The organism is Arthrobacter oryzae, assembly GCF_003634095.1.
GTDB lineage: Bacteria > Actinomycetota > Actinomycetes > Actinomycetales > Micrococcaceae > Arthrobacter > Arthrobacter oryzae.
In genome coordinates this window covers 380,035-395,380 of record NZ_RBIR01000002.1, presented here as the reverse complement: position 1 = coordinate 395,380, position 15,346 = coordinate 380,035, and the positions used below count along the sequence as shown (strand labels likewise).

Genomic DNA, 15,346 nt, shown 5'->3' with positions numbered 1-15,346 from the left:
GGGGTCACTTACGGCCCAATCCACCCCGTGGATTGGGCTCAAAGTGACCCCGCGTTGCTGTTTAAGTGCTGGGCGATTCCCGGCCCCTTCCGCGCCGATTAAGGGCTGGGACCGGTCCGTGTTAGACTTGAGACTAATTGTTATTGTGGCAGTGGATGAGAGCGCCGGTTTAGTTAGACAGCTTGCAGCTGTATGGCTCAACCAGGACGACGTTTCCGGTTTGCAGGGTTCTTGTGCAACGTATGCCACATTTTCGCATGCCTAGGGGCAGTTCGGCTCGAAAGATCCTGGACCCCGGCGTGCGGTCCGACTATTAAGGCTTCGCCTCAGCTGCTCTGGAGATAACTTCAAGGCTCGAGCGGCGAGGCGCAGCGACAAGAGAGCGTCCGCCAACGGCCGCTCCGGATAAAACGGAGAACACGAGAGTGCCTACGATTAACCAGCTGGTCCGCAAGGGCCGCACGCCGAAGGTCAAAAAGACCAAGGCCCCCGCGCTTAACGGCAGCCCGATGCGCCGCGGTGTTTGCACCCGCGTTTACACGACGACCCCGAAGAAGCCGAACTCGGCTCTGCGTAAGGTTGCTCGTGTACGCCTCAACGGTGGCATTGAAGTCACCGCTTACATCCCCGGTGTAGGCCACAACCTGCAGGAGCACTCCATTGTGCTCGTCCGCGGCGGCCGCGTGAAGGACCTTCCGGGTGTCCGCTACAAGATCGTCCGTGGCGCCCTCGATACCCAGGGTGTCAAGAACCGTAAGCAGGCTCGTAGCCGCTACGGCGCAAAGATGGAGAAGAAGTAATATGCCTCGCAAGGGTCCGGCCCCCAAGCGGCCGCTAGTTCTAGATCCCGTTTACGGCTCCCCGCTGGTCACCCAGCTCATCAACAAGGTGCTGGTTGACGGCAAGAAGTCCACCGCAGAGCGCATCGTTTACGGTGCCCTCGAAGGTGCTCGCGCCAAGTCCGGCGGCGACCCCGTTGCAGCCCTCAAGAAGGCCATGGAGAACGTCAAGCCTTCGCTTGAGGTCCGCTCCCGCCGCGTTGGTGGCGCCACCTACCAGGTTCCGGTTGAGGTCAAGCCGGGTCGTTCCACGGCCCTCGCCCTCCGCTGGCTGGTTGGCTACTCCAAGGCCCGCCGCGAAAAGACCATGACCGAGCGCCTCCAGAACGAGATTCTGGATGCCTCCAACGGTCTCGGTGCCGCTGTGAAGCGTCGCGAAGACACCCACAAGATGGCCGAGTCCAACAAGGCCTTCGCACACTACCGCTGGTAAAACTTCCCGGACGCCGCTGGCTCATGAGAGCCGGCGGCGAACGTGCAGTCCATCCGAAAGGGAGACACCGTGGCACAGGACGTGCTTACCGACCTTAGCAAGGTCCGCAACATCGGCATCATGGCCCACATTGATGCCGGCAAGACCACTACTACCGAGCGCATCCTGTTCTACACGGGTGTGAACCACAAGATCGGCGAAACGCACGACGGCGCTTCGACGACTGACTGGATGGAACAGGAAAAGGAACGCGGCATCACCATCACGTCTGCCGCCGTGACCTGCTTCTGGGAAAACAACCAGATCAACATCATTGACACCCCGGGCCACGTTGACTTCACGGTCGAGGTTGAGCGCTCCCTGCGCGTCCTCGACGGCGCAGTTGCCGTGTTCGACGGCAAGGAAGGCGTGGAGCCGCAGTCTGAGACCGTTTGGCGCCAGGCCGACAAGTACAACGTTCCGCGCATCTGCTTCGTCAACAAGATGGACAAGCTCGGCGCTGACTTCTACTTCACCGTCGACACCATCATCAGCCGCCTCGGTGCCAAGCCGCTCGTCATGCAGCTGCCGATCGGCTCCGAGAACGACTTCGTCGGCGTCGTCGACCTCCTTTACATGCGCGCGCTGGTTTGGCCCGGCGACTCCAAGGGTGACGTCACCATGGGTGCCAAGTACGAGATCCGCGAGATCCCGGCTGACCTCAAGGAGAAGGCCGAAGAATACCGTGCAACTCTCGTTGAGACTGTTGCCGAGGCCTCCGAAGAACTCATGGAGAAGTACCTCGAGGGCGAAGAGATCAGCATCGACGAGCTCAAGGCCGGCATCCGCAAGATGACGATCAACTCTGAGCTGTACCCGGTGTTCTGTGGCTCCGCGTTCAAGAACCGCGGTGTCCAGCCGATGCTCGACGCAGTTGTGGACTACCTGCCGAACCCGCTCGACGTCCCGCCGATGATCGGTCACGATCCCCGCGACGAAGAGAAGGAACTGACGCGCAAGCCGTCTTCCGAAGAGCCGTTCTCGGCTCTGGCGTTCAAGATTGCCACGCACCCGTTCTTCGGCCAGCTCACCTTCATCCGCGTGTACTCCGGTCACGTCGAAGCCGGCTCCCAGGTGGTTAACTCCACCAAGGGCAAGAAGGAGCGCATCGGCAAGCTGTTCCAGATGCACGCCAACAAGGAAATGCCGGTTGACGGCGCTACCGCGGGCCACATCTACGCAGCGATCGGGCTGAAGGATACGACCACGGGCGACACCCTGTGCGACTCCAGCAACCAGATCGTCCTTGAGTCCATGAGCTTCCCGGAGCCCGTGATTTCGGTTGCGATCGAGCCGAACACCAAGGGTGACCAGGAGAAGCTCTCCACGGCCATCCAGAAGCTCTCCGCCGAGGACCCGACCTTCCAGGTCTCCCTCAACGAAGACACCGGCCAGACCATCATCGCCGGCATGGGCGAGCTTCACCTGGACATCCTGGTGGACCGCATGCGCCGCGAATTCAAGGTCGAGGCCAATGTCGGCAAGCCGCAGGTTGCTTACCGCGAAACCATCAAGCGTGCTGTAGAGCGTCACGACTACACGCACAAGAAGCAGACCGGTGGTTCCGGCCAGTTCGCAAAGATCCAGATTGCGATCGAGCCGCTGGACACGTCCGAGGGCGAGCTGTACGAGTTCTCGAACAAGGTCACCGGTGGCCGTATTCCGCGCGAATACATCCCGTCGGTCGACGCCGGTATCCAGGATGCGCTGAACGACGGCGTCCTGGCCGGTTACCCGGTTGTCGGCATCAAGGCCACGCTGATTGACGGCGCGTACCACGATGTTGACTCCTCGGAAATGGCGTTCAAGATCGCCGGCCGTATGGCTTTCAAGGAAGCCGCACGCAAGGCGAACCCTGTCCTGCTCGAACCGCTGATGGATGTCGAGGTCCGCACCCCTGAGGAATACATGGGTGAAGTTATCGGTGACCTCAACTCCCGCCGTGGCCAGATGCAGTCCATGGAAGATGCCCAGGGCGTCAAGGTTATTCGTGCACACGTCCCGCTGTCCGGCATGTTCGGCTACATCGGTGACCTGCGCTCGAAGACCCAGGGCCGCGCTGTGTACTCCATGACGTTCCACAGCTACGCCGAGGTCCCGAAGGCATACGCCGACGAGATCATCCAGAAGAACCGCGGCGAGTAGTCCCTAGGGACAATCGCAGCAACAAGAACTCGGATGCGTCTCCGCCAACGGAGACTCATCTGGTGCAAGTGGCCGGGCTCCGGTCAGCTGTAGTCCGGCCAGGCCGGAGTTCGGCCGCCTGCACGAACAGGCTCTAGGCACTAGCATTAGTACCTGAATCTGCAATTTCACCAATCCAAAGCCCCCCAAGTAGACTTACTGGAGTTTCTGCCGCGACAAGCGCGGCCGAAGGGTAAGTCATTTGAAAACGTTCTAGGAGGAACCTGTGGCAAAGGCAAAGTTCGAGCGGACTAAGCCGCACGTTAACATCGGTACCATTGGTCACGTTGACCACGGTAAGACGACGCTGACGGCCGCCATTTCCAAGGTGCTGTACGACAAGTACCCGACTCTCAACGAGAAGCGTGACTTCGCGTCGATTGACTCTGCTCCCGAAGAGCGTCAGCGCGGCATTACCATCAACATCTCCCACGTTGAGTACCAGACCGAGAAGCGCCACTACGCACACGTAGACGCTCCGGGTCACGCTGACTACATCAAGAACATGATCACCGGCGCTGCTCAGATGGACGGTGCAATCCTCGTGGTTGCCGCCACTGACGGCCCGATGGCTCAGACCCGCGAGCACGTTCTGCTTGCCCGCCAGGTTGGCGTTCCCTACCTGCTGGTCGCGCTGAACAAGGCAGACATGGTCGATGACGAAGAGCTCCTCGACCTCGTCGAAATGGAAGTTCGTGAGCTGCTCAGCTCGCAGGGCTTCGATGGCGATGAGGCACCGGTCATCCGCGTTTCGGGCCTGAAGGCTCTGGAAGGCGACCCGGAGTGGGTCAAGTCCATCGAAGACCTCATGGAAGCCGTTGACGAGTCCGTTCCGGACCCCGTACGTGACCGTGACAAGCCCTTCCTGATGCCGATCGAAGACGTCTTCACGATCACCGGCCGTGGCACCGTTGTTACGGGCCGCGCCGAGCGTGGAACCCTCGCCATCAACTCCGAGGTCGAGATCGTCGGCATCCGTCCGGTCCAGAAGACCACGGTTACCGGCATCGAGATGTTCCACAAGCAGCTCGACGAAGCATGGGCCGGCGAGAACTGTGGCCTCCTGCTCCGCGGTCTGAAGCGCGACGATGTCGAGCGTGGCCAGGTTGTCGTCAAGCCGGGTTCCATCACCCCGCACACCGACTTCGAGGCTAACGTCTACATCCTCTCCAAGGACGAAGGCGGGCGTCACAACCCGTTCTACTCCAACTACCGCCCGCAGTTCTACTTCCGCACCACGGACGTAACCGGCGTTATCACCCTGCCGGAAGGCACGGAAATGGTTATGCCCGGCGACAACACTGAGATGACCGTTGCGCTCATCCAGCCGATCGCAATGGAAGAGGGCCTCGGCTTCGCTATCCGCGAAGGCGGCCGCACCGTTGGTTCAGGACGCGTCACCAAGATCCTCAAGTAATACTTGCTGATCACAGTCATCCCGGCCGTCTGACGGCCGCGGAGAACTAAGGAACAGCCCCACTGCACTTGCAGCGGGGCTGTTCCTTTTAAGTTCCTGCTACCTTTGCAGGAGGGGAAAGGAGCTCACCATGGGCTGGTTTATTTTTCTACTGCTCGCCGTCGCGGTGGTGGTGGCATTCTTCTGGGCGAAGAAGCATTTCCGCCGGGAGATCGAGCGCACCAAACGCATCACCAGGGCAAACCGCAACGAGTAGTGCGCTGACAGCAACCGGCGGCCGACCCCGGCGGCGCGGTCGGGTGTCCGGCCGGCCCATCCGCCCGGCCTATCCTCGCCGGGGCTCCCGGGCCCGGGCGAGGTCCCGGTACCAGTAATACGACTCCTTCGGCGTGCGCTGCAGGGTCTCGAAGTCCACGTGCACCAGGCCGAAACGCTGGGAGTACCCGGCCGCCCATTCGAAGTTGTCCATGAGGGTCCAGACGTAGTAGCCGAGCAGATCGACGTCGTGGGCAATGCCCCCGGGAGCCGTGGCATCGACCGCCTCGCCAAGGTGCGCGGCCAGGTAGCTGATCCGGGCGGCGTCCGGAAGGGGACCGGTGACGTGGTCGGGCTCGGGGAAGCTTGCCCCGCTTTCCGTGATGTAGAGCGGCGGCAGTGCGTCCCCGTACCTGTCCTTCAGCTCCCGCAGCAGGATGCCCAGATGGTCGGGCGCGACGGGCCAGCCGAATCCGGTGAGCCCGTACTCCGGGAACCCGGCGAGGTGGAACGGCACCTTCAGCATCGCTTCCGCCGCGCCGGAGGGGCCGCCTCCGCCGCGCCCCGTCGCCACCTTCACGGGGTAGTAGTAGTTCAGCCCGTAGAAGTCCAGCGGCTGGCGGATGGTGGCGAGGTCAGCATCCGGGATGCCCCGCAGGGAACGAAACCACGGCCGTGCCATCAGCGGCGGTTTGGGGAAGCGGCCCAACAGGATCGGGTCCGCATAGATCCGGTTGAGCATGAGGTCGAACACCCTGGCGAGCAGCCTGTCGGTGACGGAACCGGAGGCCGGCCTTACGGGAGAATGCAGGTTTGTGACCCCGACGGCGCCCTTGACGCCCGCCGCCCGGAGGGCCTGCACCGCCAGCCCATGGCCGAGGAGCTGGTGGTGAACCGACGGCAAGGCATCGAAGAGCAGCCCGTGGCCGGGCGCATGGGTTCCCAGCGCGTAGCCGTTGAGGGTGACCGAGGCGGGCTCGTTGAGCGTCACCCACTGCGCCACGCGATCGCCGAACCGCGCGCCGGCGGCTTCGCTGTAATCGGCGAACCGTTCCGCCGTCGCGCGGTTCATCCAACCGCCGCGGTGCTCGAGGGGCAGCGGCGTGTCCCAGTGGTACAGGGTGGCCATGGGCGAAATCCCGGCGGCAAGCAGCTGGTCGATCAGGCGATCGTAGAAGTCCAGGCCCGCCGGATTGAAGGGGCCGCTGCCTCCCGGCTGGATCCTCGGCCAGGAGATCGAAAACCGGTAGGAGTCGATCCCGAGGCCGCGGATGAGCTCGATGTCTTCTTCAGCCCGGTTATAGTGGTCGCAGGCGACGGCGGGGGAGTGCCCGTACAGGATGTTCCCCGGCTTTTCCGCGAACGCGTCCCAGCCCGAGGGGCCGCGGCCGCCGGCGGCGAGGTTTCCCTCGATCTGGAAGGCCGCGGAGGCCACTCCGAGCGTGAATCCGGGGCTCAGGCGCGCGGCGAGGGCCTGAACTGCTACAGGGTCCTGCACAGTCATGCCCCTATCATCCATTTGATGGGGATGGAGGACAACGCCTGGGCGGCCCCGTTCACCGGCCTGATTCGCTTCTGCCCGCAAATTCCGGCATACTAGATGAGTTGTTCAAGCGCTCTTTCGCGTCCCGATCCGGATAATGCCGGGTGTCAGGGTCCAAGTGAGAGACCAAACATAACCCACTCCCCATGGAATTGCGGATGCGTGCGTGTGAAAACGTACGACACGCCCGACCGCGGGGGTCGGTTACGTCGGCAGGTTGAGGAACCCGGATCTTTCCGGATTCAGCTTGTGCGGCGGGTGGTAGTCACGACTTCAAATGCTTCGGCAGCCACATACAACAGGCAAGTAAACAGAGCAGCATTTACTGAAAGAGAGTCAGGCGACATGGCGGGACAAAAAATCCGCATCCGGCTGAAGTCATACGACCACGAGGTCATTGACGTTTCAGCACGGAAGATCGTTGAGACGGTCACGCGCGCAGGCGCAACTGTAGTTGGCCCCGTGCCGCTGCCGACGGAGAAGAACGTGTACTGCGTTATTCGCTCTCCGCACAAGTACAAGGACAGCCGCGAGCACTTTGAAATGCGCACGCACAAGCGTCTTATCGACATCATCGATCCCACGCCCAAGGCTGTTGATTCGCTCATGCGTCTCGACCTGCCGGCCGACGTGAACATCGAAATCAAGCTGTAGGGAGGTGCTGAGAGACTATGACCGCAACCCGTAACGTAAAGGGCCTGCTGGGCACGAAGCTCGGCATGACCCAGGTCTGGGACGAGAACAACAAGCTCATCCCCGTCACTGTGGTCCAGGCTGACTCGAACGTCATCACGCAGCTGCGCAATGCAGAAACTGATGGCTATGTCGCCGTTCAGATCGGCTACGGCCAGATCGATCCCCGCAAGGTCACCAAGCCGCTGGCTGGTCACTTTGAAAAGGCAGGCGTCACGCCTCGCCGCCACGTCGTAGAACTGCGCACTGCAGATGCTGACTCTTACGAGCTGGGCCAGGAGCTCTCCGTAGAGCTCTTCGAAGCCGGCCAGAAGATCGACGTCGTTGGCACCACCAAGGGTAAGGGCTTCGCCGGTGTTATGAAGCGTCACGGCTTCCACGGCGTTGGCGCTTCCCACGGTGCCCACAAGAACCACCGTAAGCCCGGTTCAATCGGTGGCGCATCCACCCCGAGCCGCGTCTTCAAGGGCATGAAAATGGCCGGCCGCATGGGCGCCGTTCGTCACACCACGCTGAACCTCACGGTCCACGCGGTTGACGTCGAGAAGTCGCTGCTCCTGATCAAGGGCGCCGTCCCCGGCGCCCGCGGCCAGGTCGTACTCGTACGCACCGCCGTGAAGGGAGCCTAGTTCAATGACTAGCACTGTCAAGGTTGACCTGCCTGCAGAGATCTTCGACGTACAGACCAACGTGCCGCTGCTGCACCAGGTCGTCGTTGCCCAGCTCGCTGCTGCTCGCCAGGGTACCCACAAGACCAAGACCCGCGCCGAGGTTTCCGGTGCAGGTCGCAAGCCGTTCAAGCAGAAGGGCACCGGCCGCGCCCGTCAGGGTTCCATCCGTGCTCCTCACATGACCGGTGGTGGCGTTGTCCACGGCCCCACGCCGCGTGACTACAGCCAGCGCACCCCCAAGAAGATGATTGCTGCTGCACTGCGCGGCGCACTCTCGGACCGCGCCCGCAACGGCCGCGTCCACGTCGTTGCTGATCTGGTTGCCGGCTCCACGCCGTCCTCCAAGGAAGCACTGGCAACCCTGCGCGGAGTTTCCGAGCGCAAGAACCTGCTCGTTGTCATTGAGCGCGCCAACGATGTTGCTGCACTGTCCGTGCGCAACCTCGAGGAAGTTCACGTTCTGTACGCAGACCAGCTGAACACCTACGACGTTCTCGTTTCCGACGACGTAGTCTTCACCAAGGCCGCCTACGAAGCATTCGTTGCTAGCAAGGTTGCAAAGAACGAGGAGGATGCCAAGTGAGCGCAGCCACCATCAAAGACCCGCGCGACGTCGTGCTTGCACCCGTTGTTTCGGAAAAGAGCTACGGCCTGATCGATGAGGGCAAGTACACCTTCCTGGTGGACCCCCGCTCGAACAAGACCGAGATCAAGCTGGCCGTGGAGAAAATCTTCTCCGTCAAGGTCGAATCGATCAACACCATCAACCGTGCCGGTAAGCGCAAGCGGACCAAATTCGGCTGGGGTACTCGCAAGAACACCAAGCGTGCAATTGTGAGCCTCAAAGAAGGCACTATCGACATCTTCGGCGGTCCGCTTTCATAGCGGAGACCACTTTAACGAGGAAATAAATTATGGGAATCCGTAAATACAAGCCGACTACACCGGGCCGCCGTGGCTCGAGCGTAGCGGACTTCACTGAAATCACGCGGTCGACGCCGGAAAAGTCGTTGGTACGTCCCCTCCCGAAAAAGGGTGGCCGTAACAACTCCGGTAAGATCACGACCCGTCACAAGGGTGGTGGACACAAGCGCCAGTACCGTCTGATCGACTTCCGTCGCCACGACAAGGACGGCGTCAACGCCCGCGTTGCCGAAATCGAGTACGACCCGAACCGCACGGCTCGGATCGCCCTCCTGCACTACGTTGATGGCACCAAGCGGTACATCATCGCCCCGAACAAGCTGTCCCAGGGTGACTTCGTAGAGGCAGGTGCCGACGCTGACATCAAGCCCGGCAACAACCTTCCGCTGCGCAACATCCCGGTCGGTACCGTAATCCACGCAGTCGAACTGCGTCCGGGTGGCGGCGCCAAGATGGGCCGCTCCGCCGGCGCATCGATCCAGCTTGTTGCCAAGGAAGGCCGTTTCGCCCAGCTGCGTCTGCCCTCCGGTGAAATCCGCAACGTTGACGTGCGCTGCCGCGCAACCGTCGGCGAGGTCGGCAACGCCGAGCAGTCGAACATCAACTGGGGCAAGGCTGGCCGCATGCGCTGGAAGGGCGTTCGCCCGACCGTCCGTGGTGTCGCCATGAACCCGGTTGACCACCCCCACGGTGGTGGCGAGGGTAAGACGTCCGGTGGACGTCACCCCGTCAACCCGAACGGTAAGCGCGAAGGTCGCACCCGCCGTCCCAACAAAGAGAGCGACAAGCTTATTGTTCGTCGCCGTCGTACTGGCAAGAACAAGCGATAGGAGCCTGGACACATGCCACGCAGCCTGAAAAAAGGTCCTTTCGTTGACCAGCACCTCTTTGTGAAGGTAGCAAGGGAAAACGAAAAGGGCACCAAGAACGTCATCAAGACCTGGTCCCGCCGTTCGATGATCGTCCCCGACATGCTCGGCCACACGATCGCCGTGCACGACGGACGCAAGCACATCCCGGTGTTTGTCACCGAGTCGATGGTCGGGCACAAGCTCGGCGAATTCGCTCAAACGCGGACATTCCGCGGCCATGTCAAGGACGACCGTAAGGGCAAGCGCCGCTAGGCGCCTGCACTTACGTCAAAGACGAGAGAAGGAAAGCAATGGAAGCCAAGGCAATTGCGCGTCATATCCGCGTAACGCCTATGAAGGCCCGGCGCGTCGTCAACCTTGTTCGTGGTAAGCAAGCGAATGAGGCTCTGGCAATTCTGAAGTTTGCCCCGCAGGCAGCTTCGGAGCCGGTATTCAAGGTAGTACAGTCAGCAATCTCCAACGCCCGGGTCCTCGCGGACCGCGACGGTGTGGCGTTTGACGAAGGTGACCTCATCATCAGCGAAGCGTTTGTTGATGAAGGCCCGACCATGAAGCGGTTCCAGCCGCGTGCCCAGGGTCGTGCATTTCAGATCAAGAAGCGCACGAGCCACATCACCGTGGTAGTCGCTACCCCGGAGAAAGAGGAGGCTCGCTAAGTGGGACAGAAAGTTAACCCGCACGGGTTCCGACTCGGCATCACCACCGATCACGTATCGCACTGGTTTGCTGACAGCACCAAGGCCGGCCAGCGGTACAAGGACTTCGTTCGCGAAGACATCCGTATCCGCCAGCTCATGTCCACGGGCATGGAGCGCGCCGGCATCGCCAAGGTCGAAATCGAGCGCACCCGCGACCGTGTCCGCGTGGATATCCACACGGCACGTCCGGGCATCGTTATCGGCCGCCGCGGCGCCGAAGCAGACCGCATCCGCGGCGAGCTCGAAAAGCTCACGGGCAAGCAGGTTCAGCTGAACATCCTCGAGGTCAAGAACCCCGAGATGGAAGCTCAGCTTGTTGCCCAGGGCGTTGCTGAGCAGCTGACTTCCCGCGTGGCATTCCGCCGTGCGATGAAGAAGGCCATGCAGTCCGCACAGCGTGCCGGTGCCAAGGGTATCCGTATCGCATGTTCGGGTCGACTGGGCGGCGCGGAAATGTCCCGCTCGGAGTTCTACCGCGAAGGCCGTGTGCCCCTGCACACCCTGCGTGCGAACATCGACTACGGCTTCTACGAGGCCAAGACCACCTTCGGCCGCATCGGCGTGAAGGTCTGGATCTACAAGGGCGACGTCACCGCCAAGGAACTGGCTCAGCAGGCAGCTGCTGCTCCGTCCCGCGGCCGTGGTGCCAGCGACCGCCCGGGCCGCCCGGGTGGCGCCGACCGTGGTGACCGCCGTCGTCGTACCGACCGCCCCGCAGCTGAGGCAGCACCCGCTGCCGCCGAAGCTCCGGCAGCTGAGGCGGCTCCTGCCGCTGTAGAAGGAGGACAGGCTTAAATGCTTATCCCACGTCGAGTCAAGCACCGTAAGCAGCACCACCCGGGTCGTTCCGGCGCTGCTACGGGTGGCACCCAGGTCTCCTTCGGTGAGTGGGGCATCCAGGCTCTGAGCCCGGCCTACGTCACGAACCGTCAGATCGAATCTGCCCGTATCGCGATGACCCGCCACATCAAGCGTGGCGGAAAGGTCTGGATCAACATCTACCCGGACCGTCCGCTGACGAAGAAGCCGGCCGAAACCCGCATGGGTTCCGGTAAGGGTTCTCCGGAATGGTGGGTCTCAAACGTCAAGCCGGGCCGGGTTCTCTTCGAGATCTCCGGTGTCGAGGAATCTGTTGCTCGCGAGGCACTGCGCCTGGCGATCCACAAGCTCCCGTTGAAAGCACGCATTCTGCGTCGCGAAGGTGGTGAATAGAAATGTCAGTAGGATCCAAGGAACTTGCATCCGCACAGCTGGACGGTTTCGACAACGAGCGACTCGTTGAAGAACTCCGCAAGGCCAAGGAAGAGCTGTTCAACCTGCGTTTCCAGTCCGCCACCGGTCAGCTGGAGAACCACGGTCGTCTGCGCGCGGTAAAGAAGGACATCGCCCGCATCTACACCGTTCTCCGTGAGCGCGAGCTGGGCATTCGTGCCGAGGTTGCCGCACCGGTTGTGGAAGCCAAGGAAGAAAAGAAGTCCAAGAAGGCTGCAACCAAGAAGGCTGAAAAGGCTGAAACGGTTGAAACCGAGGAGGATGCCAAGTGAGTGAAAAGGACGAGAACGTGACGGAAACTGTTTCCGACGCAGCCAAGGCTGACGAGCGCGGTTACCGTAAGACTAAGCGCGGCTACGTCGTCTCGGACAAGATGGAAAAGACCATCGTTGTCCAGGTCGAAGACCGCGTGAAGCACGCCCTCTACGGCAAGGTCATCCGCCGCAACGCCAAGATCAAGGCTCACGACGAAGAGAACAGCGCCGGCATCGGCGACCTCGTACTCCTCGCCGAGACCCGTCCGCTGTCCGCTACCAAGCGGTGGCGTCTGGTCGAGATCCTCGAAAAGGCCAAGTAACACCTGCACCTAGGTGCCTGGTGATACAGCAGAAGCCCTCGTTCCCCTCTGGGGGAGCGGGGGCTTCTGCGTTGCCGCGGGGAGCCGGCGGCCGCGCTGGCCGCGCTTGGCGTCACGCCAGGCAGTCTTTGAGGGGGCCCACGACGGCGCCGGGCCGGGTTTCCGGGGGAGCGCAGCCGCAGCCGAGCCGAAAGTCTGTCCTGCGTGACGCCGTTCACTCTCTGTCTGCCGGGGCTCCGGGGGAGTGGGCCGGCATGGGCCGGGCTGTGCTGCAGGGACCCGCTGTGATATGGGGATACGCCTGAAACGTGCTAAGATTTTGAGTTTGTATGGCGCATTTTGCGCGCCGTCATCAACCTCGTAAACAATCGTGCCACGGCATAGTGCCCCCTTGCGCCCCGATTCGTCGGAATCCGCCTGGGAAGCAAATGTTTTTGGCACGGGCGTTTAGGCCTGGTTCTGGCAAAATCCAGGCAGGTCAAGAGACACCCCGATCAACCGTTCCGCAAGGCTCATTCCGTAGGAAGAATTTCGGTCTGAGAACCAGCGCGACGCAAGGAGTAAATAGTGATTCAGCAGGAGTCGCGACTCAAGGTCGCCGACAACACGGGTGCTAAGGAAATCCTTACCATTCGCGTTCTCGGTGGATCTGGCCGTCGCTACGCAGGCATTGGCGACGTAATCGTCGCTACCGTCAAGGACGCAATTCCGGGCGGCAACGTAAAGAAGGGCGACGTCGTCAAGGCTGTCATCGTCCGTACCAAGAAGGAACGCCGCCGTGCGGATGGTTCCTACATCAAGTTTGACGAGAACGCTGCCGTCATCCTGAAGAACGACGGTGACCCCCGCGGTACCCGTATCTTCGGACCGGTGGGTCGTGAACTTCGCGACAAGAAGTTCATGAAGATCGTTTCTCTGGCTCCGGAGGTGCTCTAGTCCATGGCTAAGATCAAAAAGGGTGACCTCGTTCAGGTCATCACTGGCGCCAAGGCTGAGCGCGGCGGCGACAAAGGCAAGCAGGGCAAGGTTCTGCGCGTATTCCCGGAGTCCAACCGCGTGTTGGTCGAAGGCATTAACCGCGTAACCAAGCACACCAAGGTCGGTCAGTCGCAGCGCGGCACCAAGACCGGTGGCATCGAGGTCGTTGAGGCTTCGATCCACATCTCCAACGTGGCTCTGGTTGACCCGTCCACCAAGAAGCCCACCCGCGTCGGTTTCCGCACCGAGACCGTTGAGCGCGATGGCGTGAAGCGTGAAGTGCGCGTCCGCGTGGCCAAGAGCTCAGGGAAGGACATCTAATGACTGAGACTCTCGAGACTCCGGCAAGCAAGATCGTTCCTCGCCTCAAGGCCAAGTACGCCGATTCCATCAAGAACACGCTGACTGAGGAATTCAAGTACCAGAACGTCAACCAGGTTCCCCGCCTGGTGAAGGTCGTTGTGAACATGGGTGTTGGAGATGCCGCCAAGGACTCCAAGCTGATCGACGGCGCTGTCCGCGATCTGACCCTGATCACCGGCCAGAAGCCGCAGGTAACCAAGGCCCGCAAGTCGATCGCACAGTTCAAGCTGCGCGAAGGCATGCCGATCGGTGCACACGCAACTCTGCGTGGGGACCGCATGTGGGAATTCCTGGACCGTCTGGTCACGCTGGCTCTGCCGCGTATCCGTGACTTCCGTGGCCTCAGCGGCAAGCAGTTCGATGGCAACGGCAACTACACCTTCGGTCTGACCGAGCAGGTTATGTTCCACGAGATCGACCAGGATTCCATCGACCGCGTTCGCGGCATGGACATCACCGTCGTGACCACTGCCAAGACCGACGACGAAGGCCGCGCGCTGCTCAAGGCGCTTGGCTTCCCGTTCAAGACCGAAGACTAATCTAGCTACGTAAAAGGTCCGCCCGCGCTCGTCCCGAATTACTTCGGGAAGACAGCACGGCGGAAACCGTTATGAGGAAGGGCAAGAGCCCACATGACAATGACAGATCCCGTCGCAGACATGCTTACGCGTCTGCGCAACGCTAACTCGGCATACCACGATTCCGTGACCATGCCGTACAGCAAGCTCAAGGCACGCGTTGCCGACATCCTGAAGGCCGAAGGTTACATCGCCTCCTGGAAAGAAGAAGACGCTGAGGTTGGCAAGAAGCTGACCCTCGAGCTCAAGTTCGGTCCGAACCGCGAGCGTTCAATCGCTGGTGTTCGTCGTATTTCCAAGCCGGGACTGCGCGTTTACGCAAAGTCCACCAACCTGCCGCACGTGCTCGGTGGCCTGGGTGTCGCAATCCTGTCCACCTCTTCCGGCCTCTTGACTGACAAGCAGGCCGGCAAGAAGGGCGTGGGCGGCGAAGTCCTCGCTTACGTCTGGTAACGGGAAAGGAAGAGAATAATGTCACGTATTGGACGTCTCCCCATCACCGTTCCTGCCGGCGTTGAGGTCAAGGTTGACGGCTCTGTCGTCAGCGTCAAGGGTTCCAAAGGCGAGCTGAGCCACACTGTGCCCAGCCCGATCGAGGTTTCCCTGGAAGAAGGCACCCTGACTGTCGCCCGCCCGAACGACGAGCGCGCCTCACGTTCGCTGCACGGCCTGACCCGCACCCTGATCGCCAACATGATCCAGGGTGTCACCGCAGGCTACGAGAAGAAGCTTGAGATTGTCGGTACTGGTTACCGCGTCCAGGCCAAGGGTTCTGACCTGGAGTTCGCTCTGGGCTACAGCCACCCGGTCAACGTCTCGGCACCGAACGGCATCACCTTTGCAGTTGAGACCCCGACCAAGCTCTCTGTTTCAGGTATCTCCAAGCAGCAGGTCGGCGAGGTTGCTGCCAACATTCGCAAGCTGCGGAAGCCGGACCCCTACAAGGGCAAGGGCATCCGTTACGCAGGCGAAGTCATCCGCCGCAAGGTCGGAAAGGCTGGTAAGTAACC

The 15,346-nt window shown here is 61.4% G+C and carries 22 protein-coding genes; 21 read left to right on the top strand and 1 reads right to left on the bottom strand.

The window, feature by feature from the left end:
* Positions 1–425: 425 nt before the first annotated feature.
* From rpsL to C8D78_RS20060, 5 genes are all read left to right on the top strand, one after another.
* Complete coding sequence (rpsL, locus tag C8D78_RS06165; RefSeq protein ID WP_018773658.1) at positions 426–800, top strand: 30S ribosomal protein S12; 375 nt, start codon at positions 426–428, stop codon at positions 798–800.
* Between the two features lies 1 nt (position 801).
* Positions 802–1,272 carry a 30S ribosomal protein S7 gene (rpsG, locus tag C8D78_RS06160; RefSeq protein WP_011692813.1) on the top strand — a complete coding sequence of 157 codons (471 nt, stop codon included), beginning with the start codon at positions 802–804 and terminating at the stop codon, positions 1,270–1,272.
* A 69-nt stretch (positions 1,273–1,341) separates the two neighbouring features.
* On the top strand, positions 1,342–3,456 hold the full coding sequence (fusA, locus tag C8D78_RS06155) for an elongation factor G (RefSeq protein ID WP_120951778.1): 2,115 nt from the start codon (positions 1,342–1,344) through the stop codon (positions 3,454–3,456).
* Between the two features lie 265 nt (positions 3,457–3,721).
* Positions 3,722–4,912, top strand: coding sequence for an elongation factor Tu (gene tuf, locus C8D78_RS06150; RefSeq protein WP_120951162.1), 1,191 nt, complete (start codon positions 3,722–3,724; stop codon positions 4,910–4,912).
* Between the two features lie 130 nt (positions 4,913–5,042).
* The gene (locus tag C8D78_RS20060) at positions 5,043–5,168 is read left to right on the top strand and encodes a hypothetical protein (protein ID WP_279629522.1); all 126 of its coding nucleotides are present in this window, start codon (positions 5,043–5,045) and stop codon (positions 5,166–5,168) included.
* Positions 5,169–5,237: 69 nt separating this feature from the next.
* On the opposite strand, the gene C8D78_RS06145 is transcribed toward C8D78_RS20060, so the two are convergent.
* Complete coding sequence (locus tag C8D78_RS06145) at positions 5,238–6,671, bottom strand: GH1 family beta-glucosidase (protein ID WP_120951160.1); 1,434 nt, start codon at positions 6,669–6,671, stop codon at positions 5,238–5,240.
* Between the two features lie 384 nt (positions 6,672–7,055).
* Here C8D78_RS06145 and rpsJ point away from each other — a divergent pair, with 384 nt between their 5' ends.
* The 16 genes from rpsJ (at position 7,056) to rplF (ending at position 15,344) form a co-directional block, all read left to right on the top strand.
* Positions 7,056–7,364 carry a 30S ribosomal protein S10 gene (gene rpsJ, locus C8D78_RS06140; RefSeq protein ID WP_003803825.1) on the top strand — a complete coding sequence of 103 codons (309 nt, stop codon included), beginning with the start codon at positions 7,056–7,058 and terminating at the stop codon, positions 7,362–7,364.
* A gap of 17 nt (positions 7,365–7,381) precedes the next feature.
* Complete coding sequence (rplC, locus tag C8D78_RS06135) at positions 7,382–8,032, top strand: 50S ribosomal protein L3 (protein WP_003803812.1); 651 nt, start codon at positions 7,382–7,384, stop codon at positions 8,030–8,032.
* Positions 8,033–8,036: 4 nt separating this feature from the next.
* Complete coding sequence (gene rplD / locus C8D78_RS06130) at positions 8,037–8,657, top strand: 50S ribosomal protein L4 (RefSeq protein WP_120951157.1); 621 nt, start codon at positions 8,037–8,039, stop codon at positions 8,655–8,657.
* Positions 8,654–8,959, top strand: a complete 306-nt coding sequence (rplW, locus tag C8D78_RS06125; RefSeq protein ID WP_018773664.1) for a 50S ribosomal protein L23 — start codon at positions 8,654–8,656, stop codon at positions 8,957–8,959. The genes rplD and rplW overlap by 4 nt, the downstream gene beginning before the upstream one ends.
* Before the next feature lie 29 nt (positions 8,960–8,988).
* Entirely contained in the window at positions 8,989–9,828 is an 840-nt protein-coding gene (gene rplB / locus C8D78_RS06120; protein WP_026266473.1) for a 50S ribosomal protein L2, read from the top strand.
* Positions 9,829–9,840: 12 nt separating this feature from the next.
* Entirely contained in the window at positions 9,841–10,122 is a 282-nt protein-coding gene (gene rpsS, locus C8D78_RS06115; protein WP_120951155.1) for a 30S ribosomal protein S19, read from the top strand.
* A 38-nt stretch (positions 10,123–10,160) separates the two neighbouring features.
* The gene (gene rplV, locus C8D78_RS06110; protein WP_003803798.1) at positions 10,161–10,526 is read left to right on the top strand and encodes a 50S ribosomal protein L22; all 366 of its coding nucleotides are present in this window, start codon (positions 10,161–10,163) and stop codon (positions 10,524–10,526) included.
* Positions 10,527–11,363, top strand: coding sequence for a 30S ribosomal protein S3 (rpsC, locus tag C8D78_RS06105; protein WP_120951153.1), 837 nt, complete (start codon positions 10,527–10,529; stop codon positions 11,361–11,363).
* Positions 11,364–11,780: a 50S ribosomal protein L16 gene (gene rplP / locus C8D78_RS06100; protein ID WP_120951151.1), complete on the top strand. Its 417-nt coding sequence runs from the start codon at positions 11,364–11,366 to the stop codon at positions 11,778–11,780.
* A gap of 2 nt (positions 11,781–11,782) precedes the next feature.
* Positions 11,783–12,112 (top strand): 50S ribosomal protein L29, encoded by a 330-nt coding sequence (rpmC, locus tag C8D78_RS20055; RefSeq protein WP_120951149.1) that lies wholly within the window; start codon positions 11,783–11,785, stop codon positions 12,110–12,112.
* A complete protein-coding gene (gene rpsQ, locus C8D78_RS06090) occupies positions 12,109–12,417 on the top strand; it encodes a 30S ribosomal protein S17 (protein ID WP_051628707.1) in 309 nt (102 codons plus the stop codon). Before rpmC ends, rpsQ begins: the two co-directional genes overlap by 4 nt.
* A 567-nt stretch (positions 12,418–12,984) precedes the next feature.
* A complete protein-coding gene (gene rplN, locus C8D78_RS06085; protein ID WP_003803789.1) occupies positions 12,985–13,353 on the top strand; it encodes a 50S ribosomal protein L14 in 369 nt (122 codons plus the stop codon).
* A 3-nt stretch (positions 13,354–13,356) separates the two neighbouring features.
* A complete protein-coding gene (gene rplX, locus C8D78_RS06080) occupies positions 13,357–13,716 on the top strand; it encodes a 50S ribosomal protein L24 (RefSeq protein ID WP_120951147.1) in 360 nt (119 codons plus the stop codon).
* Entirely contained in the window at positions 13,716–14,297 is a 582-nt protein-coding gene (gene rplE / locus C8D78_RS06075; protein WP_120951145.1) for a 50S ribosomal protein L5, read from the top strand. The genes rplX and rplE overlap by 1 nt, the downstream gene beginning before the upstream one ends.
* A gap of 93 nt (positions 14,298–14,390) precedes the next feature.
* The gene (gene rpsH / locus C8D78_RS06070; protein ID WP_018773673.1) at positions 14,391–14,789 is read left to right on the top strand and encodes a 30S ribosomal protein S8; all 399 of its coding nucleotides are present in this window, start codon (positions 14,391–14,393) and stop codon (positions 14,787–14,789) included.
* A gap of 18 nt (positions 14,790–14,807) precedes the next feature.
* Complete coding sequence (gene rplF / locus C8D78_RS06065) at positions 14,808–15,344, top strand: 50S ribosomal protein L6 (protein WP_120951143.1); 537 nt, start codon at positions 14,808–14,810, stop codon at positions 15,342–15,344.
* Positions 15,345–15,346: the final 2 nt, after the last annotated feature.

Excerpts from the sequence above, each read along its gene's own strand:
- rplB (WP_026266473.1), top strand. The coding sequence starts at position 8,989 with ATGGGAATCCGTAAATACAAGCCGACTACACCGGGCCGCCGTGGCTCG.
- rplD (WP_120951157.1), top strand. The coding sequence starts at position 8,037 with ATGACTAGCACTGTCAAGGTTGACCTGCCTGCAGAGATCTTCGACGTA.
- rplE (WP_120951145.1), top strand. The coding sequence starts at position 13,716 with ATGACTGAGACTCTCGAGACTCCGGCAAGCAAGATCGTTCCTCGCCTC.
- rplF (WP_120951143.1), top strand. The coding sequence starts at position 14,808 with ATGTCACGTATTGGACGTCTCCCCATCACCGTTCCTGCCGGCGTTGAG.
- C8D78_RS06145 (WP_120951160.1), bottom strand. The coding sequence starts at position 6,671 with ATGACTGTGCAGGACCCTGTAGCAGTTCAGGCCCTCGCCGCGCGCCTG.
- rpsJ (WP_003803825.1), top strand. The coding sequence starts at position 7,056 with ATGGCGGGACAAAAAATCCGCATCCGGCTGAAGTCATACGACCACGAG.
- rplP (WP_120951151.1), top strand. The coding sequence starts at position 11,364 with ATGCTTATCCCACGTCGAGTCAAGCACCGTAAGCAGCACCACCCGGGT.
- C8D78_RS20060 (WP_279629522.1), top strand. The coding sequence starts at position 5,043 with ATGGGCTGGTTTATTTTTCTACTGCTCGCCGTCGCGGTGGTGGTGGCA.
- rpsG (WP_011692813.1), top strand. The coding sequence starts at position 802 with ATGCCTCGCAAGGGTCCGGCCCCCAAGCGGCCGCTAGTTCTAGATCCC.
- rplC (WP_003803812.1), top strand. The coding sequence starts at position 7,382 with ATGACCGCAACCCGTAACGTAAAGGGCCTGCTGGGCACGAAGCTCGGC.
- rplV (WP_003803798.1), top strand. The coding sequence starts at position 10,161 with ATGGAAGCCAAGGCAATTGCGCGTCATATCCGCGTAACGCCTATGAAG.
- rpsS (WP_120951155.1), top strand. The coding sequence starts at position 9,841 with ATGCCACGCAGCCTGAAAAAAGGTCCTTTCGTTGACCAGCACCTCTTT.
- rplX (WP_120951147.1), top strand. The coding sequence starts at position 13,357 with ATGGCTAAGATCAAAAAGGGTGACCTCGTTCAGGTCATCACTGGCGCC.
- rpmC (WP_120951149.1), top strand. The coding sequence starts at position 11,783 with ATGTCAGTAGGATCCAAGGAACTTGCATCCGCACAGCTGGACGGTTTC.
- rpsH (WP_018773673.1), top strand. The coding sequence starts at position 14,391 with ATGACAATGACAGATCCCGTCGCAGACATGCTTACGCGTCTGCGCAAC.